The organism is Ruegeria sp. CDSC042, from assembly GCF_059610745.1.
Genome location: NZ_JBXWOF010000001.1, coordinates 225533 through 251992 on the forward strand (window position 1 = coordinate 225533; position 26460 = coordinate 251992).

The window sequence follows — 26460 nt, forward strand, 5'->3', positions numbered from 1 at the left end:
CGCGGTGCGGCCCGTATTGCACGGAGATGTCAGCACGGCGGCGCGTGTTTTGTTGAACGCGCCGCCCGATCAGCGTGACCGTTTATGCCGACGTATGATTGCCGAAGCTGAAACGGCTGATGGCCATGTAAGTAAAACAGGGCGGCTGCACCCGTTGTTCGGCAACGGTTCGTTATTGGCTGCGGCGCGAAACCGGCGCCTTGCCGCCGAACCCTCATTCGATGATCTGCAGTATTGCCGGTGTTTTGAGACGGTGCTGCGTCATTTGATCCGGTTCCGCATTAACCAGAAGCACAGCTGACACATCTGGTTGCGGCGAGGTCCAATTCAAGTCGGCCATTTGGAATCGGCTCGCCGCAATCTTCGCAGAATCCGTATTCTTGACTTTCAATCCGCTTCAGCGCGGCCAAAAGACGTCGGTATTCCAGGTCCCGGTTGATTTGGTGCGCCTTGGCCATGGCCTGGTTCTGTAGCGCATCCATCCGGCTCAGACGACCGATAGATTGTTGATCCAGTTCAACAACAGATTGCGCATCTTTCCCGGCCTGCGACTGGCGCGCCAATTCGTCCAGCCTGACAAGGATTTTCTCGTTGATTTGCTTCAGGTCAGCCTCATTCATTTTCGTTGCTTTGCCGATCACGGGTTTGCGTTTGGCGTTTTAGCCACTAAATGGCATTCTAGGCGCAGCAAAGGATCAAAAGCCATGTTGGAAAAGCGCAGTCATGTCACACCTGTAGATCCCGTTTGGGATCGCATCACGACCGAGGCTCAGGCCGCGGTCGAGAATGAACCACTGATGGGTGGATTGGTGCACGCCTGTATTCTGCATCATCGCAGCCTGACCAGAGCATTGTCCTATCGCGTTTCCGCAAAACTATGTTCGAACGAAATGTCGATGATGGTTCTGCGCGAGATCGTGGACGAAGCTTATGCTGACGATCCCCATTTGATTGAGGCCGCCCGCGCAGATCTGATGGCGGTCTACGAGAGGGACCCGGCCTGCCACCGTCTTCTGCAACCGATTCTGTATTTCAAGGGTTATCAAGCGATGCAGGCCTACCGCGTCGCCCATTGGCTATGGCTCAAAGGGCGATATGATCTGGCCTATTTCTTCCAGATGCGGTCCTCCGAAATCTTCGGTATCGACATTCACCCGGCTGCCAAAATCGGCAAGGGGATCATGATCGACCATGCTCATTCCATTGTGATCGGTGAAACGGCCATCGTTGGCGACAATGTTTCGATGTTGCATTCGGTCACGCTGGGCGGGACCGGAAAAGAAGAGGAGCAACGTCACCCCAAGATTGGTGATGGCGTTTTGATCGGCGCCGGCGCCAAAGTCTTGGGCAATATCGAAGTGGGCCATTGTAGCCGGATTGCCGCCGGTTCGGTGGTGCTGCAAGAGGTGCCACCTTGCAAAACCGTTGCCGGTATTCCGGCCAAGATTGTCGGTGAAGCAGGATGTGACCAGCCCTCGATCTCGATGGATCATATGCTGGGCAAAGATCACTAGATCTGAAGGTTCTTAAAGAAAAAGGCCGCCCAGAAGAGGGCGGCCATTTTTTAGTCAGATATCAGGCCAGCATGACCATCGGGTTTTCCAGATTGTCGACGATCGCCTGCAGCAGCTGCGCACCGAGGGCACCGTCGATGACCCGGTGATCGACCGACATCGTAACCGACATGACCGTTGCAACCGTCAGTTCGCCATCGTCACCAACAACAGGTTTCTTTGCGCCAGTGCCGACGGCCAGAATGCCCGCATGCGGTGGGTTCACGATAGCGTCGAAATTGTCGATGCCGAACATGCCCAGGTTCGAGACCGCAAATGTGCCGCCCTGATACTCATGCGGGGCCAGCTTGCGTTCGCGGGCACGGGCAGCCAGGTCCTTCATCTCGGTTGAAAGCGCTGATAGCGACTTGGTGTCGGCGTCTTGCAGGACCGGCGTGAACAGGCCACCTTCGATCGCGACGGCAACGGCCACGTCCGAGGGTTTCAGCTGCAGAACCCGATCTCCCGCCCAGACGGCGTTGCATTCGGGCACCTGTTGCAGCGCATTGGCCAGGGCCTTGATGATGAAGTCATTGACGCTGAGTTTGACGCCACGGGCCTCAAGTTGCTTATTCAACTGACCGCGGAATTTCAGCAGTGCATCCAGCTTGATATCCCGGCGTAGATAGAAATGCGGGATGGTTTGTTTGGCCTCTGTCAAGCGCGCGGCGATGGTTTTGCGCATCCCGTCCAGCTTAACCTCTTCATAATCGCGGGATTCGTACATCCGCATGACCATATCCGTCGAGGGGCCGGTTGGCGCGGCTGTGGAGGCTGGTGCTGATGCGGCCTGTACAGGGGCAGCCGCCACAGCAGGGGCTGCGGTTGCGCTTTCGACATCCGCCTTGACGATACGCCCATGTGGGCCGGATCCACTGATTTGCGCTAGGTCGAGACCTTTTTGCGCAGCGATGCGACGAGCCAGGGGCGAGGCGAAGATACGACCGCCATCTGCCTTGACCGGCGCTGCCGGGGCGGGGACGGGCGCTTCGGACGCCGCTGGAGCGGAGGCCTCGTTGCCCGTGGCGGCTGGCGCCGCCGCCGGAGCCGCTGCAGGCGTTGCACTGATATCATCAGCGCTTTCGCCTTCTTCCAGCAAAACCGCGATGGCGGTGTTGACTTTGACCCCTTCGGTTCCCTCAGGGATCAGGATTTTGCCGATTGTGCCTTCGTCAACGGCCTCGAACTCCATCGTGGCCTTGTCGGTTTCGATTTCGGCGAGCAGATCTCCAGAGGAGACGGTGTCGCCCTCTTTGACTAGCCATTTGGCAAGCGTGCCTTCCTCCATGGTCGGCGACAGGGCGGGCATCAGAATTTCGGTGGGCATCTGTCTGTTGCTCCCTTACCGGTAGGTCACTTGTTTGACGGCTGCGATCACCTCGTCGGTGGTCACCAGCGCCAGTTTTTCGAGGTTCGCTGCGTAGGGCATCGGAACATCCTTGCCGGTGCAGTTGATGACAGGCGCGTCGAGGTAATCAAACGCTTCCTGCATCACCACCGATGAAATGTAGCTGCCGACCGATCCTTGTGGCCAGCCTTCTTCGACGGTCACAAGCCGGTTGGTCTTCATCACCGAATTGATGATTGCACCAGTGTCCATCGGGCGGATGGTACGCAAGTCGATCACTTCGGCACTGATACCGTCCTCGGCGAGCTTGTCTGCAGCTTCCAGTGCGAACTGCATGCCAATGCCAAAGCTGACGATGGTCACGTCTGTGCCCTCGCGCCAGATGCGGGCCTTGCCCAACGGAATGCTCAGGTCATCCACCTGCGGTACTTCGAATGAGCGGCCATAGAGGATTTCGTTTTCCAGGAAGATCACCGGGTTCGGGTCACGGATCGCGGATTTCAGCAGGCCTTTGGCGTCGGCAGCAGAATAGGGCATGACGACTTTGAGGCCGGGGATCTGCATGTACCAGGCGGCATAGTCCTGACTGTGCTGCGCGGCCACGCGGGCGGCGGCACCGTTGGGCCCGCGGAACACGATGGGACAGCCCATTTGACCACCGGACATATAGAGCGTCTTCGCCGCCGAGTTGATGATCTGGTCAATCGCCTGCATGGCGAAATTGAAGGTCATAAACTCGACAATCGGTTTCAACCCGCCAAAGGCCGACCCAACCGCGATACCGGCAAAGCCATGTTCGGTGATCGGGGTGTCTATCACGCGCTTGTCGCCGAATTCGTCCAGCAGGCCTTGCGAGATTTTATAGGCGCCCTGATACTCGGCGACTTCTTCGCCCATCAGATAGACGTCACCGTCATTGCGCATTTCCTCGGCCATGGCGTCGCGCAGGGCTTCACGGACGGTCTCGGATTTCATCTCGGCATCAGCTGGCCAGTCCGGGGACAGATCGACCTTCGGTGCTGCCGGGGCAGTGGCAGGAGCGGGGGCCTCAACCGCCGCTGGGGCGGCCTCGGTCACCGCTGCGGCTGCGGGTGCAGCCGCGGACAGAGCCGATGCGTCTTCGCCTTCTTCGACGAGGACGGCGATAGGGGTGTTCACTTTGACCCCTTCGGTGCCTTCGGCGATCAGGATCTTACCCATGATGCCTTCATCAACGGCTTCAAACTCCATCGTGGCTTTGTCGGTTTCGATCTCGGCCATGATATCGCCGCTTGATACGGTGTCGCCTTCCTTGACCAGCCATTTGGCCAGGGTGCCCTCTTCCATTGTGGGAGAAAGGGCGGGCATGAGAATTTCGGTTGCCATGTCTTAATCGTCCTCTCAGGCGTAGATATCTGTCCAGAGCTCATCCAGCGACGGCTCGGGGCTTTCTTTCGAGAATTCGGCGGCTTGATTGACGATCTCTTTGATCTCTTTGTCGATCGCCTTCAGGTCATCCTCGGTCGCGTGTTTGCCGGATAGCAGCAGCTCGCGGACATGTTCGATCGGATCGCTTTGTTCGCGCACCTTCTGAACCTCTTCGCGGGTGCGGTACTTGGCCGGGTCGGACATCGAGTGTCCGCGATAGCGATAGGTTTTGATTTCCAGAATGTACGGACCCTTGCCCGCGCGGCAATGGGCGACAGCCTTTTCGCTGGCCTCTTTGACCGCTAGCACATCCATGCCGTTGACGATCTCACCAGGGATGCCGAACGCCTCGCCCCGGTGGTAGATATCCTTGGTCGAAGTCGACCGCGCCTGGGATGTCCCCATCGCGTATTGGTTATTCTCGATCACGAAGATCACCGGCAGTTCCCAGATGGCGGCCATGTTGAAAGTCTCATAGACCTGACCCTGGTTGGCGGCACCGTCTCCGAAATAGGTGAAGGTGACGCGGCCGTTTTCCTGATACTTGTCGGCAAAGGCCAGCCCGGCACCCAGAGGAACCTGCGCCCCGACGATGCCGTGACCGCCATAGAAATGCTTCTCTTTCGAGAACATATGCATCGAACCGCCTTTACCCTTGGACAATCCACCCTCGCGCCCGGTCAGTTCTGCCATTACGCCGCCCGGATCCATGCCGCAGGCCAGCATATGCCCATGATCGCGATAAGAGGTGATCCGCTTGTCACCTTCTTCGGCGGCTGCTTCCAGTCCCACAACAACTGCCTCTTGACCGATATACAGGTGGCAGAAACCACCGATCAGACCCATGCCGTATAGCTGGCCAGCCTTTTCTTCGAATCGGCGGATCAGCAACATTTCACGGTAATAGGTCTTGAGTTCTTCCGCAGAAACGTTTGGTTTCTTTGTGGTTTTTCGCGCAGCCATTGTGGCGATCTCCCCCTCTCGGCAAGATAGTTTAGCGTTAAACTATCTAATAGAACATTTGAGGCTTTCTGGCGAGTGGAAATATTGCGCTGTTGTTTGACACGCGGAAAACCGTTCAGGTAGGGACGTATGCGTTACCACAGCAGGGATTTCCGACGAAGAATTTTGGTCCCGCTCAGCGGATGACAATCTCATCCGAGCGGATCATACCAAGGATCGAGCGCGCCTGCTGATCCAGTAAATCGAGGTCAAGATAGGTGTCTGAAAGCCTGCGGGTCAGATTTTCCATTTCGGCGATTTCGGTGCTCAACGCTGCAAGGTCGCGCGACAGAGCATCCCGTTCCGCTGCAATCTCGACCCGTCGAAACAGGCCATAGTCACCCTGGACGGCAGCAAAGGTGAAATACACACCCAGCATGAAAGCCATCGAGAAAAAAGCAACTGAGCCCAAACCGGGCCGATGGGAACGGGACACTCTGTTTACCGCCGTATGAAGTCTGCCTCAATGTCGTGCCATTATGCTTGGCATCTGACTGCACTATGTCACAGGTGATTCGGCTTGTGAATCCCCCGATTCGCAAAATTACCCGTGCAGCTGAATTTATTGTTCCAGCGCGGCGACGCCGGGCAGGGTTTTTCCTTCCATCCATTCCAGGAATGCGCCGCCTGCTGTCGAGATATAGGTGAAATCCCGCGCCGCGCCGGACGCGTTCAGGGCGGCTACGGTATCACCACCGCCCGCGACCGAGACCAACTGGCCCGAACGGCTGAGCGCGGCAGCCTTCAGTGCGGCCGCATTCGTTGCGGCATCGAACGGTTCCAGTTCAAAGGCGCCCAAAGGGCCGTTCCAGATCAGGGTTCGGCTTTGGCTGATGACTTCAGTGATAGCGGCGACACTCTCGGGGCCTGCATCCAGGATCATGCCGTCTTCGGGGCATTGGTCTGCGGGCAAAACCTGATGCGGCGCGTTGGCCTGGAAGGTTTTTGCAACAACCACGTCACACGGCAGAACGATCTGGCAACCAGAGTTTTCCGCCTTGGCAAGAATCTCTGCGGCAGTGTCTTTCATTGCGGTTTCCGCCAGCGATTTGCCGACACTGATACCTTGTGCCACTAGGAAGGTGTTGGCCATGCCACCGCCGATGATCAGGTGATCCACCTTGTCGATCAGGTTGCCCAGCAGCTCCAGCTTGGTCGAAACCTTGGCCCCGCCGACCACCGCTGTCACCGGACGCTCGGGCGCGCCAAGGGCGCTTTCAAGTGCCTGCAGCTCGGCCTGCATCAGCCGACCAGCGCAGGCAGGCAGCAGGCGAGCGATAGCTTCGGTTGAGCTGTGGGCGCGGTGCGCAGCGGAAAAGGCGTCGTTGCAATAGACCTCGCCCAGTTTGGCCATGCCTGCGGCCAGATCGGGGTCATTCTTGGTTTCCGCGGCATGAAAACGGGTGTTTTCCAACAGCAATACTTGCCCGGCTTGCAGGGTGTCTGCGACAAGCTCGGCCTCGGTTCCGACGCAATCGGCTGCGAACAGAACCTGCGCACCAAAGGCGCTTTCCAATGTGGGGATAAGTTGTTTCAGCGACAGGCTTTCGCGCCGCTCTCCGCCCGGGCGTCCGAAATGGGCTAGAAGGATAGGCTTGCCACCTGCGGCGAGAATATCGCGTACTGTGGGTACGATGCGCTGAATCCGGGTTGCGTCGGTCACGACCCCATCCACCACGGGCACATTGATATCCACGCGCACCAGCACGCGTTTACCGTTCAGGTCCATATCGTCCAGTGTTTTCCAGCTCATCGCGCGATCCTCGTGTTTGGCAACCGATCTAGGCGGTTCTTTTCCTGCATTTTGCCCTCAGGTCAATGCGTCACTTGGCTTTCGCGTGCGTGGCGCATAGGTATTTGCGCAAGACAAACGACAGGAGGGCCACATGGCCGAGATCAAGGATCCCGAAAACACAATCATCATCGAGCTGAAGGGCGGCAATGTCGTCATCGAGCTGCTGCCAGATGTGGCCCCGCAGCATAGCGCTCGGATGAAGGAACTGGCGCGCAGCGGTGAATATGACAACGTGGCATTTCACCGTGTGATCGACGGTTTCATGGCGCAAACCGGTGACGTGCAGCACGGCGATATGGAAGACGGATTCAACCTGCGCAGTGCAGGCACAGGCGGGTCATCGCTGCCGAATGTTCCGGCAGAGTTTTCGAAACTGCCGCATGATCGCGGCACGTTAGGCGCGGCTCGGTCGCAGAATCCGGACTCGGCCAATTCGCAGTTTTTCATCAACTTTAGCGACAACCATTTCCTGAACGGCCAATACACGGTCTATGGCCGTGTCATCGACGGGATGGAGCATGTGGACGCCATCGTTCGGGGCGAGCCTCCCGCAAGCCCGGATCGTATGATCAGCGTTAAGGTGGCTGCCGATGTATAAGCTGGCCGCCGCATTTGTCCTGCTGGCTGGTCCTGCACTGGCCACCGGCCTTGAGATCGAGATTGAGGGCGAGGGGGCCAATGGCACCGTAACCGTTGATCTGTTTGACGATATTGCCCCCAAGCATGTTGAACAAATTAGCGCCCTTGCCGCTGCTGGTCAGTATGATGGCGTGGTGTTTCACCGCGTGATCGACGGCTTCATGGCTCAGACCGGTGACGTTGAACACGGTCGGGTCGGTGGCGATATGCGTCGTGCCGGTACTGGTGGTTCGGATCGGCCGGATCTGCCAGCAGAGTTCTCGGACTATAACTTTGATCGTGGTGTTATTGGCATGGCCCGGGCGCAGGATCCCGACAGTGCCAACTCGCAATTCTTCATAATGTTTGAACCTGGGCCGTTCCTGAACGGTCAGTATACGGTTGTCGGTCAGGTCACTGACGGTATGGACGTTGTTGATGCGATCAAGCGGGGCGAAGGCCCGAACGGAGCCGTAATCGGCCAGCCGGATGCGATGAAAAAGGTCACCGTGACCGAATAGATAAAAGGACCCCGGTGCCTGGTCAGGTGCCGGGGTCTTTTTGTAAGCGTGCGCTTGGATCAGTCGTCAGACATGGCCTTCCAGATCAGCGCACCAATCGCGCCGCCTATCAGCGGGGCAACCCAGAACAACCATAGCTGAGTCAACGCCGGCCCATCGGCAAACAGGGCAACACCGGTTGACCGTGCCGGGTTGACAGATGTGTTGGTCACCGGGATCGAGATCAGGTGGATCAGCGTCAGCGCCAGACCGATGGCAATCGGCGCGAACCCTGCCGGAGCACCGCTTGAGGTCGCGCCCAGAATGATCAGGATGAAAAATGCCGTCAGTACGATCTCGATCACCAAGGCGGACATCATCGAATAGCCCATGGGTGAAGCCTCGCCATAGCCATTGGACGCAAAGCCTCCAACCCCGGCGAAATCTGGTGCGCCGCTGACGATCAGATACAGAACAGCCGCTGCTGCAATGGCTCCGATGACCTGAGCAATCCAATAGGGCAGCAGATCCTTAGCCGGGAACCGTCCGCCGATCATTAAACCCAGACTGACTGCCGGATTGAAATGCCCGCCTGAAATGTGGCCAACGGCAAATGCCATAGTCAGCACTGTTAGGCCAAAGGCGAAAGATACGCCCAACCAGCCGATACCGACATCCGCGACGCCAGCCGCTAAAACAGCGCTACCGCAACCGCCAAGCACCAACCAGAATGTACCGAAAAATTCAGCCATGAGTTTTGTTGACATGAAAAGTCCTCCGAAAACCAATGGGCTGTAGTGTAATCCAAAACGCAGAAATATCGAAGCTACTCATCACACATAGAAATTCGGCGGAGAATGAAGGGGTATTTGGGCGCGCTTGCCACGTCAAAAGTGGGCAGATAGACCTATGGGTGTGGCATGGAAATATGGGTTCAGTCTACGATGACGTCAAAGACGAATAAGCCGGTTAAGGCCAAGTTATTGCCGGATGATCCGTTCTTCCCGCTTATTCAGGATGCTTATCGCGTTTTTAAACGTCCAAAGCCAAGCAGCATCGAGGTCTGCGAAGGGTGCTGCATGGAACCGGATATCGAGGCTGATTTCTTTCACCCGCCCATTCAGGAACTGCCGTTGCACTATCTTCAGGACTGGTATTTTGCAGCGAGTGATCCGGGAGGGATTGCCAAGAATACCTGGGCCTATCTTTTGCCGCGTGTGCTAGAGGTCTTGGCCTGTGGCGAAGAGGTAAGCTCTGTCGGGATCGAAGTCAGCCTGAGCCGGTATCCGACGGGACAGGCCCGGAACTGGTCGTCGGAGGAGTGGCGTGTCCTGGACGATTTCCAGAAACGCTTTCTTCTGAAGGCGATCGAAGGGGGCTCAGAAGAATGTCTGGACGATACGCTCTGCATGTTTCGCCTCGGGGGTTGGCCAATGGATAGCCTTTTGGCGCAAGTAGCCGCAGTTAAAACGGCGACTTTGGCAGAACGGTTCTGGCAGGACTGGTGTTACGGGTATGCGCCCTCGGTTTGGATCACGGCCTTCTGGGAAAGCCCCGACGGCACGGCTGCATTCGATTTTTACACGTCTGAAGTCATGTATCGAAGAATGCAGCAGCTTGCCTTTGATGATGGCACGCCACCAGAATTGTCCGAAAAGGCGCTGATGGTCGCAGAAGTGATCGAGGCCAATGCGACCTGGAACCAACCTGATCAGTGAAAGCCTTTCGGTCAGAATTGCAAAAGAAAACGCCGCAGGCTGTCCCGCGGCGTTTGTTTCCTGTCAGTCTGTCAGGATTACTGTTTGACGTCAGCAGCCGGGTTAGCGCCCGGTTTTCCGCTGCGGCCAGGGTTCAGAGGATCGTCCTGACGCTGAACGGAGCCTTCGAAATGCGCACCGCTTTCGATGGCGATTGTCTTGTGAATGATGTCGCCTTCGACCCGTGCGGTCGAGGTCAGGCGCACTTTCAGGCCACGCACGCGGCCAACGATACGGCCGTTGATGACAACGTCATCTGCAGTGACTTCGCCCTTGATGGTCGCCGTTTCACCGATGGTCAGCAGATGCGCACGAATGTCACCTTCCACCGTACCTTCGACCTGAATGTCACCCGAGGTTTTCAGGTTGCCGGTGATGTGCAGATCCGAAGACAGGACCGATGCGGGTGGCTTGGGTTTGGGCGCGGTGCTGGCCTTGGTTTCCGTCGGTGCAGGGGTTGCCGGAGTGGCCGGAGCGGCAGGCTTGGCGGCCTCTGGGGCATTGGTTCCGGGCTCGTTGATTTTGCTCTTAGAAAACATTTCTTGCAGCCTTGATGTAAGTCATTGGGTTAACTGGTTTTCCGTTTACGCGAACCTCATAGTGCAGGTGCGTTCCGGTCGACCGTCCGGTGTTACCCATATCAGCAATATGATCCCCGCGCGAGACCCTTTGGCCAACCTTAACCCGTAACTTGGTGTTATGAGCGTAAAGTGTCTCAATTCCAAAGGCGTGCCGGATTTTGACCAGACGCCCGAAACCCGATTGCCAGCCCGCATGGGTGACTACGCCGTCGGCGGTCGCAAAGATATCAGTTCCATGTGCACCTGCAAAATCGGAACCGTTATGCATGCGACGACCGCCCGTTTTAGGGTCACGGCGCGTGCCAAAGCCACTGGTAAAGCGGACAGCCGCTTTCACCGGGCTGGCAAACGGGGCCTTTTCTGCTGCGATACGATAGAGGTTCAGCTGGTCCATCTGTTGCAACAGAGTGTTCGCGCGGATCTCGTCGGGGGTCAGGTCCTCACCGCGCGTGCTGAAGGAAATTGGGGTGAGGGGGCCACCCATGCCGCTATAGCCACGCCGTACTTCTTCAATGATACGGTCAGTTGGCATACCTGCCTGTCGGAACATCTTGTCGAGCGGTTCGACCGAGATGATCATTGCTTCTTCTAGCTGACGGAAAATTTCGTCGCTGCGTTCCTGCATCAGCCGGATCTCAAGCTCGAGATCGTCCCGCTGATCCAATGCGTTCCGGGCGTCGGCTGCGATCTGATCACGCTCTTGCGCGGTGCGAGTCAGAGCAACGGTCATAAATTCCATCTGTTCGGGGCTGGCAGTGTTTGCCAACATGAGCCCATCATCGGAATCTGATTGTTGCAGCGCCGCAAGCTCCTGACGGGCAGATTCCCGTTGTTTCATGGTGGTGCGCAAGGTGGACTGGATTACCTCGATCCCCGTTTCCAACTCACGGCGGCTGTTTTCGGACGCCAGCAGCTCGGACTGCATCGCAGAAATCTGTTCAAGCGCGGCGTTGAACCGGTCCTGAGCCATCAGAGCCTCATGAGCGCGCACGTCACGCTCTGCTGACAGGATATTCAGCCGCTCCTGATATGTCGCCTGATCGCGCTTGGCCTGTTCCCGGAAGTTGCCTGATCCGATGCTGTCCATCAACAGGATTGCCGTAGTGACCGCAGTCCAGCCAACAAACAGGGCAACACCAGCAACTGCAAAGATTTGTGTCTCTGAGCTGAGCCGGATGAACCGTGTGTCATTGTCAGATTTCAGAAAGACCCGGCGCTCCGGGAAGTGCTGCTCAAGCAGCGAATGTAGTTTGATTGCCAGACGTGTTCGCACGCGCCTTACCTCTCGATCCCCAAATTCGGGATCGGTTGTGAGTGGTCTCCGTCCCTTGGGGCAACTGAATAGAGGGGACGTCCGATTTGGGCAAGTTTGTTAACTAGTTCACACAACAAACAGGGTTAATCCCGCCAATTCTCGGCGAGAAATTGCCGATTACATCAACTGGAGGATGTTTCAAAGACCGCTATGACCGTGCATGCCGACCTAGCAGGCAGAGCCGGGCGGCGGCAGGCCTTCGGTCAGCGGCCAATAGAAATCCGGCGGTAATCCGGCTTCGGCCCGCTTTTCTTCGTTGAAGGGCGGTTTAAGAACGCCATGAAAATAGCGCCGGACCAGATCGTGAAAGATACCCTTTGGGTCAGCGTTCTCGCGTCCGCAAAGGAAATGGAACCACTTGGACCCGTAAGCAACATGCCCGACTTCTTCGGCGTAGATCACCTCGAGCGCTGCAATGGCCTGTTCAGCCTTGGCCTTGCGGAAAATGTCAATCATGCCGGGGGTTACATCCAGACCCCGCGCCTCAAGCACCATCGGCACTACGGCCAAACGGCCCATCAAATCTTCGGCTGTATCTTCGGCAGCGCGCCACATACCCGCATGGGCGGGCAGGGCGCCGTAATGACTGCCCATCTGTTCCAGGCAATCGCAGACCATTTCGAAGTGGCGCGATTCCTCTTCGGCGCATTTGACCCAGTCGTCGTAGAAACCGATAGGCATAGGGACATGGCCAAATCGGGCGATTATATCCCAATGCAGATCAACCGCGTTCAGTTCGATATGGGCGACCGCGTGTAGCAGGGCGATGCGCCCAGCCTCGGAGCCGGGGCGGCGCCTTGGGACATCCCGGGGGGACAGCAAATCTGGTTTGTCCGGTCGGGCGGGATTCAACGGCGGTGTTGCGGTGCCCACTTCAATCGCAGGAGCGTCCCCGGATCGCGCCGCAAACCAAGCTGCGGCATGGCGCTTGGACAGGGCGGTCTTTTCGCGCCCGTCTGCTGTGGTCAGAACTTCGGTCGCCATTTGGGTCAGTGTTTTCGACACCGGGATATCTCCGCTTTCAAGATTTGTGCGGGTCATAATCCGGATGACGACCGCGGTGAAGAGGGTTACATCGCGCGCACGGCTTCCAGTACCTCTTCCACATGGCCGGGCACTTTGACCTTTCGCCAGATGCGAGCGATCTTACCGTCGGCGTCAATCAGAAAGGTTGAACGCTCGATCCCCATCGACTTGCGCCCGTACATGTTCTTCTCGACCCACACACCGTAATCCTCGCAAACGGTCGAGCCTTCGTCGGACAAAAGTGGCGTCGTAAGACCGTGTTTGGCGACGAATTTGTCATGCTTAGCCACCGTGTCGCGCGAGATGCCGAAAACCTGGGCGCCGGCATCAGCAAAGGCTTGAAGTTGTTCCGAGAAACCGATGGATTCCTTGGTGCAGCCCGGCGTATCATCACGGGGATAGAAAAACAAAACGACGGCGCTGCCTTGCAGGTCTGACAGCATAACCTCACCACCGCCGTCGCGGGGCAAAGTGAAACCAGGGGCGATGTCTGTAACGTCGGGCATTGGAAACTCCGCTAAAGGTTTTTAAGTGCTGCCTGACATCATGGTGCGGTGCAAGCAGGTAATAGGGCGTGGGTCGGAATTTGGCGCGGCAAGAAGATACACAAGAAGGCCCGGACGGGAAACCCCGCCGCCGTCGGTCACGCCGCCGCATCGCTGCGTGGGGGATCGTCGGAACCTTCCTGTTGCTTTGCCTGCTGGCCTTTGGCGGCTGGTTCTTTCTGATTGGCAAACAGCTGCACGCGCCCGACTGGATGCGGGCGCAGGCCGAAAAACGGCTGGATGAAAGCCTTGGAGGGATCAAGATCCGCTTTGGCGACGCCAGCTTTATCGTCAACGAAAACTGGCTGCCACGTTTGCGGCTGACGGATGTGACGATCAGCGACGCGGCGGGACAACAGATCGCGCAAGTGGCGGATATGCGCACACGGTTGTCGATGCGGTGGCTGCTACGGGGGAAAATCCGGCCGCGCACGATTACCCTGCGCGATGCCCAAATCGCATTGACCCGCGGATTGGACGGGGCGCTTTCGTTGACAGTCGGTTCTGGCAGTGCACCGGTTCAGCGGGCGCGGACATTGATCGAGTTGATCGAGGAATCTGACGATGTCTTTTTGTCACCACTGCTGTCGGGGCTGCGGTCGGTCGAGCTTGAGTCGTTGACGCTGGACTATCAGGATTTGCGCCTGTCGCGCGCCTGGGTTTTCGACGGCGGACATATTTCGATCATCCGTACCGGTGACGAAATGCGCATGTCCACCGGGTTCTCTGTTCTGACAGGGCGCGATTATGCCAGTTCGATTGAGGTAAATTATACCAGCGTACTTGGAACGCCCCAGGCAAGCTTTGGCTTTGCGATAACCGACCTGCCTGCCGAGGATATTGCAAGTCAAAGCCTAGCCTTGTCATGGTTGCAGGTCCTTGACGCTCCGATCTCGGGCGCGGTGCGCGGCAGTGTTGATGGCAACGCGGCGCTGGGGCCGTTATTTGCGACCCTGAACCTTGCGGCAGGCGCGGTGCAAGCCAACCAAGAGACAAAACCGATTCCGTTTGAATCCGCCAGGGCTTATTTCAGCTATGACCCAAGTCGGCAGGAGCTGGATTTCGACGAGGTTTCTGTAGTCTCCGCCTGGGGGTCCGTTCAGGCCGAGGGAAGGGCCTTTTTGAGAGGTATCGAGAATGGACTGCTGGAAAGCCTGACCTCTCAACTCCGTCTCAGCAGCATCGACATCAACCCGGCTGGTCTGTTTCCGGAACCCCTCAAGTTGGCGCGTGCCGACCTTGATCTGAAGATGAAGCTGGCCCCGTTCGAGTTGCGCCTCGGACAGATGACGGTTGAAGACGAAAACCTAACGCTGCGTGCTAGGGGTAATCTGATTGGTGAAGCCGAAGGTTGGTCGGGGTACCTCGAGGCCCATCTGGACGAGTTGGAGTCAGGCCAGTTGCTGAGATACTGGCCCCAATTACTTGCCGAAAAGCCGCGTAAATGGGTGTCCGACAATTTATATGAAGGCCGGCTCTCGGATGTCGATTTTGCATTACGGTTGAAGCCGGACACCAAGCCGGACATTTACTTGGACTTCGGGTTCGACGACGCCAAAGTCCGCTTTGCCAAAACTTTACCTCCGGTCCAGGACGCTCAGGGGCAGGCCAGCCTGATCAACCAACGGTTTACCGTGACAGCCGAGAAAGCGGTTGTCATTGCCGATCAGGGCGGCCCGATAGACGGGTCAGGAACATCCTTCATTATTCCGGATACGTCGATCAAAAAGCTTTCGCCGGCGATTGTGCGCGTCAAGGCCAAGGGCTCGGCAACGGCCGCCTTGTCTTTGATGGATCGTCCCCCTCTGCAGCTGATGACAAAGGCAAATTTGCCCGTGGATGTGGCCTCTGGCGATGTGGAACTGTCAGGCACCTTATCTCTGCCGATGAAGAAGGGGCTGAAGTTCGATGAAACCCAGTTTCACTTTACTGGTAAGATTGGTGATGTGCACAGTGATCGCTTGGTCAAAGGTTTTGTCGTCAGCGCGCCTCAGTTGACTATTTCAGGTGACCAATCCGCTGTCGAAGTCGGCGGCGACGGATATTTCGGCGACGTGCCCCTGCAGGCAACCTGGCGCCAGCCAATTGGGGGTCGAGAACCGAAACCCAGTGAACTGAAAGGGCAGATCGAGATTTCGCCCCGGTTGGTGACCGAGCTGCGTGCCGGGTTACCAAAGGGTATGCTGACCGGAAAAGGCGTTGCCGACATAACCTTGGGCATCGGTGCTGGCCGCCCCCCGAAACTGACGGCGGCATCGGATCTGGAAGGCGTTGTGCTGTCCATCCCCGAGCTCGGGTGGCGCAAAGGCGCTGGTACCAAGGGGTCGATGGATGTCGAGGCAACGCTGGGCGATCAGATGCGCGTGGATACACTTCGGCTGGATGCGGCGGGGTTGCGAAGCCTGGCCTCCATCAATTTCAAAAATGGTGCTTTCGATCGTGTTGAGTTCAGCTCCTTCGAGCTGGGGAACTGGCTAGCGGTTCCGGCGGAGCTGATTTCACGGGGGTCAGCCTTGCCCGACATCAGGGTTTTAGGGGGCGTGATGAATCTGGGGGGCGCGACCTTTGGATCCTCCGAAGGTGGCGGCGGTGGTTCCGGGCAGGGGCCCGAGCTGGATGTAGTGTTGGATCGCCTCCAGATTACAGAGACGATCGCCCTGACCGGGTTCAAGGGAAAATTTGCGACAACTGGCGGTGTCAGCGGCGCGTTCACGGCGAATGTAAACGGCGGTGCTGCTGTGCGCGGACAGGTGGCCCCGCGCGGAGGGCGCAGTGCCGTCAATCTGACCTCTGGTGATGCAGGTGACGTTCTGAGATCGGCCAAAATGATAACCCAGGCGCGCGGAGGCAAACTGGACCTGCAACTGGAACCGGTCGGCGGGGCCGGGAACTTCGATGTCATCATGAAGATCGTGAACACCCGAATTCATGACGCCCCGGCCATGGCTGCCTTGCTGAACGCAATCAGCCTCGTTGGGCTTGTGGATGAAATGGCTGGGCAAGGCATCTTTTTCTCGAGCATCGAAAGCCGAATGCGGATTACTCCGACCGAAATCAAGGTTCTCAGCGGCAGCGCGGTCGGTCCTTCGATGGGATTGTCCTTCGACGGGACAATCGACACGGTTAGCGAAATGCTGAACTTGCGTGGCGCGATTTCCCCAATCTATCTGGTGAATGCGATTGGAAGTGTCTTCACCAAAAAAGGTGAGGGTGTGATCGCGTTCAATTATACTCTGACCGGCCCTTTGAAATCACCCTCTGTCTCGGTCAACCCTCTGTCAGGGCTTGCGCCATTGTTCTTGCGCAACCTTTTAAGGGAGCCCGCGCCGAAGGTTCAGGATGGGCCAAATGCACAGAAAGCCAAGCCGGATGAGCCTAAGCGCACCTTTGGATCGCCGCCAAAAGACAACTGAACAGGGATATAGCCGAATCTGATACGACCCTGTAAGGCGCGCCCATGAAACTCAGCGATTTCGATTTCCACCTGCCCGAGAATTTGATTGCCACCCGGCCTGCCAACCCGCGGTCTTCGGCGCGTTTGCTTGTGGCCGAAGGCGATGCAATCTCGGATGCGCATGTCTTTGACCTGCCAGACTGGCTGCGACCCGGTGACCGGCTGGTGTTGAATGATACGCGGGTCATCCCGGCACGCCTCAGCGGGCGGCGTCATCGCGACAGTGCGCAAGGGCCGGTGTCTGCGTCGATCGAAGCGACGTTGCTTGATCCGCAGGCAGACGGCACCTGGGCGGCGTTGATCAAGCCTCTCAAGAAGGTCAAGACAGGTGAGGTGATCCGGTTTTCGGATCAACTGAGCGCTGAGTTGGATAGGGTGGCGGACGGGCAGGCCTTTCTGCGGTTTAACCTTACGAGGCAGGATTTCGATGCTGCGCTGGAACAGGCCGGCGCCATGCCGCTGCCGCCCTATATTGCCGCCAAGCGCCCTGCCGATGCGCAGGACAAGACGGATTACCAGACGATCTGGGCGCGCAACTCCGGGGCAGTGGCAGCGCCCACCGCGTCGCTGCATTTTGACGAAGCGCTGATGCAAGCGCTTACCGCGCGCGGCGTTTCTGTTTCCTACGTTACGCTTCATGTCGGTGCCGGAACATTTCTGCCAGTCAAGGTCGAGGATGTGACGACCCATAAGATGCATGCAGAATGGGGCAGGGTCAGTGCGGAAGCCGTCAGTGAAATTCGTGAAACCAAAGCTATAGGTGGCCGTGTCATTCCGGTGGGCACAACCGCGCTGCGATTGATCGAAAGCGCCGCCCGCAGTGGGCAGATCGTACCTTGGGAAGGCGATACCGACATCTTCATCTATCCGGGCTTTCAGTTTTACGTCACGGATGCGCTGATCACCAATTTCCATCTGCCGAAATCCACGCTGCTGATGTTGGTTTCAGCTTTGATGGGGCAGGATCGGATGCAAGAGGTTTATGAGCACGCGATTGCGCAGAACTATCGGTTCTTTTCATATGGGGATGGGTCGCTTTTGATCCCTTGAGCGGCGTGTTGTCGGGATCGTTGCGTTTCGATGTCGTAGACAAGCTGGTTCAAAGCCGTTTTTGATATAAAAACGAATCTCTAGTTCAGGTTAGCAATCTCGGAGGCCTCTATGCTTCAGGTCATTACCAGCGCGTGGTCACTTCTTCTTGGCATGGGCCTGCTTATGATTGGCAATGGCCTACAGGGCACAATCCTGGGCGTTCGAGGCGAGATCGAAGGGTTTTCGACCCTTCAGATGTCTGTTGTGATGTCAGCTTATTTCGTAGGTTTCCTCGGAGGTTCTCGCCTTGCACCGGAGATGATACGGCGGGTTGGACATGTGCGGGTCTTTGCTGCGCTCGCTTCTTTTATTTCGGCCGTGATGATCATGTATCCGATGTTGACCGAGCCAGTCGCGTGGGCTTTGGGGCGTGTCGTGATCGGGTTTTGTTTCTCGGGAGTGTATGTCACCGCCGAAAGCTGGCTGAACAACGCGGCCAATAACGAGAACCGGGGCCAGGCACTTTCGCTTTATATGATCGTACAGATGACTGGGATCATCACCGCTCAGGGGCTTATGCTGGTTGGCGATCCTGCTGGTTACGAAACCTTTGTGATCGCATCCATTCTGGTTTCGGTATCCTTTGCTCCGATTCTGCTGTCGATTTCACCGACACCGGCATTTGACACGACCAAGCCCATGACATTGCGTGATCTGATGGGGAAATCACCACTGGGCTGCGTCGGCATGTTCCTGCTGGGCGGAGTGTTCTCGGCCCAGTTTGGTATGGCGGCGGTCTATGGCGCGCGCGCTGGGCTGACACTGGTTGAGATTTCGACCTTCGTGGCCGCCTTCTATATCGGAGCAATTCTGCTGCAATATCCGCTGGGTTGGTTCTCGGACCGGATGGATCGCCGGTTCCTGATCATGCTGGCGGGCATCATTGGTGCTTGCGGGGCGGCCACTGCGATGATGTTCGGGTCGACCTCATTTCCGTTCCTTCTGGCCTCGGCCTTTGTGATCGGAGGCATGTCTAACCCACTGTATTCGCTGCTGATTGCGCATACGAATGACTTTCTGGAGCATGAGGACATGGCGGCGGCCTCTGGCGGTCTGGTCTTCATCAATGGACTGGGCGCCATTGCTGGCCCGCTGATTACCGGTTGGTTGATGGGCGATGACGTGTTCGGACCGTCGGGCTTTTTCCTGATCATCTTTGCACTGCTTGCAGCCACTGCTGTCTATGCGATGTATCGCATGACACAGCGTGCGGCGATTCCTGTGGATGAGACGGGCACCATGTCTCCGCTTTACCCAACGGCCTCGCCGGTGGCGTTCGAATTGGCGCAAGAGGTGGCTATCGAAGCCGCCGAAGCCGATCAGGAAACGCAAGATGTAGCCTAGGACACGAAATTATGTCGCAAGTGTTGCAAATTTTTACTGTCACAAATCTGTAAATCAGCCTTAAATGACGTTACGTCCCTGGGGAGGGCAAAACGACGGAGCAAGGCAATGGTAGGGCCTGAAGAAGTATTGAGTTTTTGGCTGGATCAAGTGGGTCCAGATGGTTGGTATATTGAGGATGAAGCGCTAGACGCAGAGATCCGCGAAAAATTTCTTTCCACATGGGAAATTGCTAATGAGGGAAAGTTCTCTCTCTGGCTGACATACCCCAGCGGGGCACTGGCCTATATCATTCTGATGGACCAGTTTCCTAGAAATATGTTCCGCGGCAGTGGTAAGGCGTTCGCCACTGACAAGGCGGCCTTGTCGGCAGCGAAATGCGCCATCGACAAGGGCTGGGATCTGAAGATTGACGAACCCGCGCGGCAGTTCTTTTATCTTCCACTGATGCACTCGGAAAATCTGTGTGACCAAGAGCGTTGTGTACGCCTGATGTGCCAGAATATCGACGAATCCAAGTCAACCAACCTGCTGCATGCAAGGGCGCATAGGGAGGTGATCCGAAAGTTCGGCCGTTTCCCCTATCGTAACGAAGCATTGTCGCGCCCCATGACCGAACATGAGGCCGCCTATGTAAACATGGGCGGGTACGGATCCACCGTCCGAGAGCTTCAGGCCGCAGGTTAGCCTTCGACCGAACAACCTTTGATTGTGATAATACGGTCGGCCACAGTGTCGGCCGTTTTTTCTATTGCGGTGCCGATGAAGGCGTCAGGCGTTTCGGCAACCGCAACGATACGAGACTGCGCCGCCTGCAGCGTATCTTCGATTTGGCTCAGGCGGTCGAGCGTTTGCGAGACCCGTTGGGCGGTGGCGGTGTCGGCAAGCGCGCCATTGACTTGTATTGTCGCGAGTTCAGTGCGAAGTGCTGCCAATTCACTGCGCACCCCTTGAACCTCTTCGCGCAAAGGGGCGACGATCTGAACCTTCTGTGAAAAATCAGACATCAGGGACTGCGCTGTTGTGGTCAGCTTCCAGCCCAAAAACAAACACAAGGCCACCAGGATAAGCGTGGCGTTGATTAGGGCGAGGGCCAGATCTTTCAGCGTTTTAGCCATGTTATGCCTTTCGCGTAAATGGATTTAGAATGGAGCAACTGGGATACTTAGCTATCTTCTAGCGTTTCGAACGGGTGCGGTATAGGCTCGAACCTCTGCAATCCGTATGGGTTTACCTTGCGTAGCTTTTGTCGCGGGGACTAAGTGTTGAAGGGTGACTGGTATTAGTTTAATGGTAAACTAATTTGGAAATGACCTGCTCCGAGAGGGAAACATGGCAGCACAATCTTTTGATCTGATCGTAATCGGCGCTGGTCCTGGCGGGTATGTCGCAGCCATTCGCGCAGCACAGCTTGGTTTGAAAACCGCCGTGGTCGAGCGCGAACATCTCGGGGGGATATGTCTTAACTGGGGCTGCATCCCAACAAAGGCGCTGCTGCGGTCTTCAGAAGTGTTTCACCTGATGGAGCGCGCAAAGGATTTTGGGCTGAAGGCCGAGAAGATCGGATATGATCTGGATGCTGTGGTCAAGCGATCGCGCGGTGTCGCCGGGCAACTTTCGGGCGGTATCGGTCACCTGCTGAAAAAGAACAAAGTGACGGTTGTCATGGGCGAGGCGACGATCCCGGCCAAGGGCAAGGTCTCCGTCAAGACCGACAAGGGCAGCGAAGAGTTGACAGCCAAGAACATCGTTCTGGCAACCGGCGCGCGCGCCCGCGAGCTTCCCGGGCTGGAAGCGGATGGTGATCTGGTTTGGACTTACAAACACGCCCTGCAGCCGCCGCGGATGCCAAAGAAATTGCTGGTCATCGGGTCGGGTGCAATCGGGATCGAGTTCGCTAGCTTCTACAATACGCTCGGTGCAGATACGACGGTGGTTGAAGTCATGGACCGGGTTCTGCCCGTCGAGGATGCCGAGATCAGCGCCTTCGCCAAGAAAGCCTTTATCAAACAGGGCATGAAGATCATGGAAAAGGCGATGGTCAAGCAATTGGACCGCGCTAAGGGTAAAGTCACCGCGCATATCGAGGTGAAGGGAAAGGTCGAAAAGCACGACTTTGACACCGTGATTTCTGCGGTTGGCATCGTTGGCAATATTGAAAATCTGGGGCTTGAGGCTTTGGGTGTCAAAATCGACCGGACCCATGTTGTGACTGACGAATTCTGTCGCACTGGTGTCGATGGCCTATACGCCATCGGTGACATTGCCGGAGCGCCATGGCTGGCGCATAAAGCAAGCCATGAGGGTGTCATGGTGGCCGATCTGATCGCCGGTAAACATGCCCATCCGGTCAAGCCCGAAAGCATCGCGGGCTGCACCTATTGCCATCCGCAGGTAGCGTCGGTCGGCTATTCCGAGGCAAAGGCGAAAGAGCTTGGCTATGACATCAAGGTCGGCCGTTTTCCCTTCATCGGCAACGGCAAGGCAATCGCGCTTGGAGAGCCGGAAGGGCTGGTCAAAACAGTCTTCGACGCCAAAACCGGAGAGCTGTTGGGCGCCCACATGATTGGCGCGGAAGTCACTGAGTTAATTCAGGGGTATGTGGTCGGGCGCCAGCTTGAAACCACCGAAGAGGATCTGATGAACACAGTGTTCCCGCATCCGACTTTGTCCGAGATGATGCATGAAAGCGTTTTGGACGCTTACGGGCGCGTGATCCATATGTAACTCAGGGCAGGGGGTACCTCTGCCGATCTGCGGCACATTACCAAAAGTATCTTTGGCCAGATGAAGCAGCGAGCCAAGCTTCATCTGGCCTTTTGATTCCCGGATTTGGTTATCGGGTCAAAGCGTCGAGAATGCGCGCCCAGGACCGGATGCCTTTGTGAAAGCTCTTGACGTCATATTTCTCATTCGGTGAGTGAATTGCGTCATCATCATTGGCAAAGCCCACAAGCATGGAATCCATGCCAAGTTCCGTGTCGAAGTAGCCAACGACAGGGATTGACCCGCCCATTCCGGTAAAGACGGCTTCGCGCCCCCATTCATCGGACAATGCGCCTCGGGCGGCTTCGAATTCGGGGCGGTTGATATTCATGACGGATGCGGGCGCGCCTTCAAGATCGTTGTCCCACTGTACTTTCGCGTCGGGTGACAGGCGGTCTTCTACATGCTTGCGAATCTGGTCACGCAAGGCGTCAGGGTTCATGTCACCCACCAGACGGCAGGTGATCTTGCAATGCGCCTGTGAGGGAATGACCGTCTTCGAACCGGCGCCGTTATAACCGCCCCAAAGCCCGTTTACCTCAAGCGTCGGGCGCGCCCATTGTTGCTGCAATGTAGAATATCCTTTTTCGCCATGTGGCTGAGAATACCCCACCGAGTTCAGATAATCCGCCTCATCGAACCCGCAGTTTTCCCATTGGCGCAACTGTTCGGCCGGGACCTCATGAACCCCGTCATAAAAGCCTTCGACAGCGACGCGACCGGTTTCGTCGTCATAGAACGAGGCGACGATCTTGGAGAGCTCTCGCAGCGGGTTTAGCCCCGGTCCGCCGTAATGGCCCGAGTGCAGGTCGATCCGCGGACCGATGATGGTGAATTCGTCCTTGAGCATCCCGCGCAGCTGTGACGCGATTGATGGCACCCCACGCGACACCATCGAAGTGTCGCATACCAATGCCAGATCCGCTTTCAACTCGGCCACGTTTTCACGCAGGAACGGGACCAGCGACGGCGAACCGGATTCTTCTTCGCCTTCGAAGAAGAAGGTGATGCGGCAGGGCAGGGTGCCATGGACGGCCTTCCATGCGCGGCACGCTTCGACGAAGGTCATCAACTGTCCCTTATCGTCCGAAGAGCCTCGACCCCGGATAACTGGCCCATTTTCGGTTTCTTCAATGGCCGGATCGAACGGATCCCGGTTCCACTGGTTCAACGGGTCAACGGGTTGAACGTCATAATGGCCGTAGAACAGAACATGGGGCGCGCTGTTGTCCTCGCCTATGTGGCCCACCACCATGGGATGTCCGGTGGTTTCACGTTTTTCAGCCTGAATTCCTATGCTTTTCAGGTCAGATACCAGCCAGTCAGCTGCCTGGTTGACCTGTTGGTCAAAGGCCGGATCGGTTGAAATTGACGGAATGCGGAGCAGTTCCATCAGGCGGTCGATTGAGGTCGGCAGATCGGCGTCGATGCGGTTCAGAACAGCGTCCAGCGACATGAGAGGGCTCCTGCTTGATTTGGATTTTCCGGAACCCTATCAGCGCCACTTTTGCCGTCTAGCCCGCAAGGACAGGAATCTGGTATAATATCGGAAACCCGGATGAGATAATGTGCTGTGCCTGCGTCGTTTCCTCGCGTCCAGGGGGCGTAACTTTACTTGTCGGTCAGGGTCAGAGCGGATATTTGATGCAAATCAAATAAGCTTTCACTGTGCTTGCGGTATCAAGCAGGCAGTGGGAAATGCTCTGGTGCAGATTCGTATCCTGCGCAGAAGAAGACGTTCGGTCGCCGTAATATCGGTCGGGCAACTAAGGAGAAACCGGTGGATTATACTGCTCAGCTTGATTCAGCGATCGCAAGGCTGCATGACGAAGGACGGTACCGGACCTTCATTGATATCGAACGTCGCAATGGTCATTTCCCGCATGCGGTGCGCACGCGCCTCGATGGATCGCAGCAAGATATCACCGTCTGGTGCGGCAACGACTATCTTGGCATGGGGCAACACCCTGTGGTGCTGGAGGCGATGCACGAGGCCGTGGATGCCGCAGGCGCCGGATCAGGTGGAACCCGCAACATTTCGGGCACCACGGTTTACCACAAACGGCTTGAGGCCGAGCTGGCCGATCTGCACGGCAAAGAAGCTGCGTTGCTGTTCACCAGCGCCTATATCGCAAATGACGCGACACTCAGCACTTTGCCGAAACTGTTTCCTGGTCTGATCATTTATTCTGACGCATTGAACCATGCTTCGATGATCGAAGGGGTGCGCCGCAACGGCGGGTCCAAGCGCATCTTCCGCCACAATGACGTCGCCCATCTGCGCGAACTGCTTGAAGCGGATGATCCCGCAACGCCCAAACTGATCGCTTTTGAGTCGGTGTATTCGATGGACGGCGATTTTGGCCCGATTGAAGAGATATGTGATCTGGCCGATGAATTTGGTGCGCTGACCTATATTGATGAGGTCCACGCCGTTGGCATGTACGGACCGCGCGGCGGTGGCGTGACCGAGCGTGATCGTCTTGCCCATCGGATCGACATCATCAACGGCACATTGGCCAAAGCCTATGGCGTCATGGGGGGCTATATCGCGGCCAGCACTAAAATGTGTGACGCTGTGCGGTCTTATGCTCCGGGCTTCATCTTTACGACGTCCCTGCCACCTGCCGTTGCTGCGGGTGCCGCAGCTTCGGTTGCCTACCTCAAAACTGCGTCCGAATTGCGAGAGCAGCATCAGACGCAAGCAAAGATCCTCAAGCTTCGGCTCAAGGGGATGGGCCTGCCACTGATTGATCACGGCAGCCACATTGTGCCCGTGATTGTCGGCAACCCCGTGCACACGAAGAAACTCAGCGATATGCTGCTGGATGACTATGGAATCTACGTCCAGCCCATCAATTTCCCCACTGTTCCGCGTGGAACAGAACGCCTGCGTTTCACACCGTCCCCGGTTCATGGACCTGACGAAATGAACCGTTTGATCCAGGCGATGGACGAACTTTGGTCACATTGTGCGCTAAATCGCGCCGAACTTGCCGGTTAACCTAACGCTAAAGTGTGCAATTCGTATGCCGCGTGCTAAAATTACGCTAACAAAACTACGGCGCGAATCATTCTTTTAATGATTCGACCACGGCGTGAAACACGCACAGGCAGAATGGGGCAGCAGGGATGATTGGGCGCAGATCACAGCGCGGATCCGAAGGCGACACTGACGTCAGGCCCAAGGGCTTTGACGACTATGAGGTGCGGCTGGGCGACATGATGCGTGGTGAACGCGCAACAATGGGCAAATCCTTACTGGATGTGCAGCGCGAACTGCGGATCAAAGCCAACTACATTGCAGCCATAGAAGATGCCGACCCGGACGCCTTCGATACGCCCGGATTTATCGCTGGGTATGTGCGCTCTTACGCCCGCTATCTGGGGATGAACCCTGACGAAACTTTCTTTGCGTTTTGTAAGGAAAGTGGGTTTGAGGTCGCGCATGGCATGTCGGCCGAGGCGTCGGTGGTTCGAAAGACCTCGGGCAGCTTGCCGGCTCGCGGTCCGATGGGGCGCGATCCGTTTATCTCGCCAAACACTCCCTATATTCCCGGACGGGAATCGTTGGTCAGCCAGATAGAGCCGCGTGCCATCGGGTCGTCTCTGGTTCTGTTGGCTGTGATCGGCGGTATTGGATATGGCGGATGGTCCGTCCTGAACCGGATTCAGCAAGTGCAGGTAAGCCCGGTTGAACAGGCTCCGGTTGTCTTGTCTGATTTGGACCCGCTTGAGGCGGCGCGTGGCACCACCGAAGATCAAGTCGCGCTGATCGACACCCCCTCGGCTGAGGCTCTGGATAGGCTGTATCGCCCACAGGCCCTGGATTTGCCGGTGCTCGTTGCCCGTGATGCACCAATTTCTACACTGGACCCGCGTACCGTTGGCACCTTCCAGCCGCCTGAGCCGCCCAAGGTTGAGGTTGCCGAAGTCCATACGGTTCTTCGCCCGGCATTGCCGCAGGTGGTTGAACAGATTGATACGACCCTGAAAATCGTCGCCGTTGATCCGGCGTGGATGCGGGTCACCGCTGCGGATGGAAGTATCATCTTCGAGGGTACGCTTGGAACCGTCGAACAGGGCAGTACATTCGAGGTACCGCTGACAGAAGAACCGCCTAACCTACGTGCAGGTGCCGCCGGATCTGTCTATTTCTCGATGAATGGTGACCATTTCGGCCCGGTCGGAGCACCAGGAACTGTCGCCAAAGGTGTCGTTCTGTCCAAGGATGCGGTTTCCGAACGCTATACGGTAGCTGATCTTGAGGCCGAGCAAAACGTCGCCCTCAAGCAACTGGTGGCGGAACTTCAGGCGCAAAGCTCTGCCGCACCGACAGAATGATCTGACCATTGCA

Annotated in this window: 25 protein-coding genes; 12 read left to right on the forward strand and 13 right to left on the reverse strand. The window is 56.9% G+C overall.

What is annotated here, in order from left to right; genetic code table 11:
• Positions 1–4 precede the first annotated feature (4 nt).
• Positions 5–301 carry a DUF7742 family protein gene (locus AC2FHX_RS01150; protein WP_496700528.1) on the forward strand — a complete coding sequence of 99 codons (297 nt, stop codon included), beginning with the start codon at positions 5–7 and terminating at the stop codon, positions 299–301.
• Here AC2FHX_RS01150 and AC2FHX_RS01155 read toward each other — a convergent pair.
• Positions 282–641 (reverse strand): TraR/DksA family transcriptional regulator, encoded by a 360-nt coding sequence (locus AC2FHX_RS01155; protein ID WP_496700527.1) that lies wholly within the window; start codon positions 639–641, stop codon positions 282–284. The two genes, AC2FHX_RS01150 and AC2FHX_RS01155, sit on opposite strands and share 20 nt — an antisense overlap.
• 63 nt (positions 642–704) lie before the next feature.
• Between AC2FHX_RS01155 and cysE the strand changes: the two genes are divergently transcribed.
• Entirely contained in the window at positions 705–1514 is an 810-nt protein-coding gene (cysE, locus tag AC2FHX_RS01160) for a serine O-acetyltransferase (protein ID WP_496676121.1), read from the forward strand.
• Between the two features lie 61 nt (positions 1515–1575).
• Here the strand turns inward: cysE and AC2FHX_RS01165 are convergent, their stop codons facing one another.
• The 5 genes from AC2FHX_RS01165 to AC2FHX_RS01185 all read right to left on the reverse strand — a co-directional run bounded on the left by AC2FHX_RS01165 (position 1576) and on the right by AC2FHX_RS01185 (position 7063).
• Positions 1576–2880, reverse strand: coding sequence for a pyruvate dehydrogenase complex dihydrolipoamide acetyltransferase (locus AC2FHX_RS01165; RefSeq protein ID WP_496691067.1), 1305 nt, complete (start codon positions 2878–2880; stop codon positions 1576–1578).
• Between the two features lie 15 nt (positions 2881–2895).
• Positions 2896–4266 carry a pyruvate dehydrogenase complex E1 component subunit beta gene (locus AC2FHX_RS01170; RefSeq protein ID WP_496700526.1) on the reverse strand — a complete coding sequence of 457 codons (1371 nt, stop codon included), beginning with the start codon at positions 4264–4266 and terminating at the stop codon, positions 2896–2898.
• A gap of 15 nt (positions 4267–4281) precedes the next feature.
• Positions 4282–5271: a pyruvate dehydrogenase (acetyl-transferring) E1 component subunit alpha gene (gene pdhA / locus AC2FHX_RS01175; protein ID WP_142633213.1), complete on the reverse strand. Its 990-nt coding sequence runs from the start codon at positions 5269–5271 to the stop codon at positions 4282–4284.
• A 175-nt stretch (positions 5272–5446) separates the two neighbouring features.
• The gene (locus AC2FHX_RS01180; protein WP_496700525.1) at positions 5447–5746 is read right to left on the reverse strand and encodes an FtsB family cell division protein; all 300 of its coding nucleotides are present in this window, start codon (positions 5744–5746) and stop codon (positions 5447–5449) included.
• Positions 5747–5872: 126 nt separating this feature from the next.
• A complete protein-coding gene (locus AC2FHX_RS01185) occupies positions 5873–7063 on the reverse strand; it encodes a phosphoglycerate kinase (RefSeq protein ID WP_496700524.1) in 1191 nt (396 codons plus the stop codon).
• Between the two features lie 133 nt (positions 7064–7196).
• Here AC2FHX_RS01185 and AC2FHX_RS01190 point away from each other — a divergent pair, with 133 nt between their 5' ends.
• A complete protein-coding gene (locus AC2FHX_RS01190) occupies positions 7197–7703 on the forward strand; it encodes a peptidylprolyl isomerase (RefSeq protein WP_271947577.1) in 507 nt (168 codons plus the stop codon).
• On the forward strand, positions 7696–8244 hold the full coding sequence (locus AC2FHX_RS01195; RefSeq protein WP_142633219.1) for a peptidylprolyl isomerase: 549 nt from the start codon (positions 7696–7698) through the stop codon (positions 8242–8244). Before AC2FHX_RS01190 ends, AC2FHX_RS01195 begins: the two co-directional genes overlap by 8 nt.
• A 59-nt stretch (positions 8245–8303) precedes the next feature.
• On the opposite strand, the gene aqpZ is transcribed toward AC2FHX_RS01195, so the two are convergent.
• Positions 8304–8990, reverse strand: a complete 687-nt coding sequence (aqpZ, locus tag AC2FHX_RS01200) for an aquaporin Z (RefSeq protein WP_282021819.1) — start codon at positions 8988–8990, stop codon at positions 8304–8306.
• 153 nt (positions 8991–9143) lie between these two features.
• Here aqpZ and AC2FHX_RS01205 point away from each other — a divergent pair, with 153 nt between their 5' ends.
• Positions 9144–9941, forward strand: a complete 798-nt coding sequence (locus AC2FHX_RS01205) for a hypothetical protein (protein ID WP_496700523.1) — start codon at positions 9144–9146, stop codon at positions 9939–9941.
• 77 nt (positions 9942–10018) lie between these two features.
• On the opposite strand, the gene AC2FHX_RS01210 is transcribed toward AC2FHX_RS01205, so the two are convergent.
• The 4 genes from AC2FHX_RS01210 to AC2FHX_RS01225 all read right to left on the reverse strand — a co-directional run bounded on the left by AC2FHX_RS01210 (position 10019) and on the right by AC2FHX_RS01225 (position 13408).
• On the reverse strand, positions 10019–10519 hold the full coding sequence (locus AC2FHX_RS01210; RefSeq protein WP_271947570.1) for a bactofilin family protein: 501 nt from the start codon (positions 10517–10519) through the stop codon (positions 10019–10021).
• A complete protein-coding gene (locus AC2FHX_RS01215; RefSeq protein WP_496700522.1) occupies positions 10509–11834 on the reverse strand; it encodes a DUF5930 domain-containing protein in 1326 nt (441 codons plus the stop codon). The genes AC2FHX_RS01210 and AC2FHX_RS01215 overlap by 11 nt, the downstream gene beginning before the upstream one ends.
• Positions 11835–12044: 210 nt before the next feature.
• Entirely contained in the window at positions 12045–12917 is an 873-nt protein-coding gene (locus tag AC2FHX_RS01220) for a ferritin-like domain-containing protein (RefSeq protein ID WP_496700521.1), read from the reverse strand.
• Positions 12918–12946: 29 nt separating this feature from the next.
• Positions 12947–13408, reverse strand: a complete 462-nt coding sequence (locus AC2FHX_RS01225; RefSeq protein ID WP_496700520.1) for a peroxiredoxin — start codon at positions 13406–13408, stop codon at positions 12947–12949.
• 68 nt (positions 13409–13476) lie between these two features.
• Between AC2FHX_RS01225 and AC2FHX_RS01230 the strand changes: the two genes are divergently transcribed.
• From AC2FHX_RS01230 to AC2FHX_RS01245, 4 genes are all read left to right on the forward strand, one after another.
• The gene (locus tag AC2FHX_RS01230; protein WP_496700519.1) at positions 13477–16860 is read left to right on the forward strand and encodes a YhdP family protein; all 3384 of its coding nucleotides are present in this window, start codon (positions 13477–13479) and stop codon (positions 16858–16860) included.
• 44 nt (positions 16861–16904) lie between these two features.
• Positions 16905–17951 carry a tRNA preQ1(34) S-adenosylmethionine ribosyltransferase-isomerase QueA gene (gene queA, locus AC2FHX_RS01235; protein WP_496700518.1) on the forward strand — a complete coding sequence of 349 codons (1047 nt, stop codon included), beginning with the start codon at positions 16905–16907 and terminating at the stop codon, positions 17949–17951.
• A 111-nt stretch (positions 17952–18062) separates the two neighbouring features.
• Positions 18063–19337 (forward strand): MFS transporter, encoded by a 1275-nt coding sequence (locus tag AC2FHX_RS01240; protein WP_282021879.1) that lies wholly within the window; start codon positions 18063–18065, stop codon positions 19335–19337.
• Positions 19338–19445: 108 nt separating this feature from the next.
• Complete coding sequence (locus tag AC2FHX_RS01245) at positions 19446–20024, forward strand: DUF924 family protein (RefSeq protein ID WP_142633241.1); 579 nt, start codon at positions 19446–19448, stop codon at positions 20022–20024.
• Here AC2FHX_RS01245 and AC2FHX_RS01250 read toward each other — a convergent pair.
• A complete protein-coding gene (locus AC2FHX_RS01250; RefSeq protein WP_496700517.1) occupies positions 20021–20455 on the reverse strand; it encodes a hypothetical protein in 435 nt (144 codons plus the stop codon). The two genes, AC2FHX_RS01245 and AC2FHX_RS01250, sit on opposite strands and share 4 nt — an antisense overlap.
• A gap of 214 nt (positions 20456–20669) precedes the next feature.
• Here AC2FHX_RS01250 and lpdA point away from each other — a divergent pair, with 214 nt between their 5' ends.
• Complete coding sequence (gene lpdA / locus AC2FHX_RS01255; protein ID WP_271947557.1) at positions 20670–22064, forward strand: dihydrolipoyl dehydrogenase; 1395 nt, start codon at positions 20670–20672, stop codon at positions 22062–22064.
• Positions 22065–22173: 109 nt separating this feature from the next.
• On the opposite strand, the gene AC2FHX_RS01260 is transcribed toward lpdA, so the two are convergent.
• Positions 22174–23559 carry a M20/M25/M40 family metallo-hydrolase gene (locus AC2FHX_RS01260; protein ID WP_496688386.1) on the reverse strand — a complete coding sequence of 462 codons (1386 nt, stop codon included), beginning with the start codon at positions 23557–23559 and terminating at the stop codon, positions 22174–22176.
• A gap of 324 nt (positions 23560–23883) precedes the next feature.
• Here AC2FHX_RS01260 and hemA point away from each other — a divergent pair, with 324 nt between their 5' ends.
• Positions 23884–25107: a 5-aminolevulinate synthase gene (gene hemA / locus AC2FHX_RS01265; protein WP_142633250.1), complete on the forward strand. Its 1224-nt coding sequence runs from the start codon at positions 23884–23886 to the stop codon at positions 25105–25107.
• 128 nt (positions 25108–25235) lie between these two features.
• Positions 25236–26447 (forward strand): helix-turn-helix domain-containing protein, encoded by a 1212-nt coding sequence (locus tag AC2FHX_RS01270; protein ID WP_142633252.1) that lies wholly within the window; start codon positions 25236–25238, stop codon positions 26445–26447.
• Positions 26448–26460 lie beyond the last annotated feature (13 nt).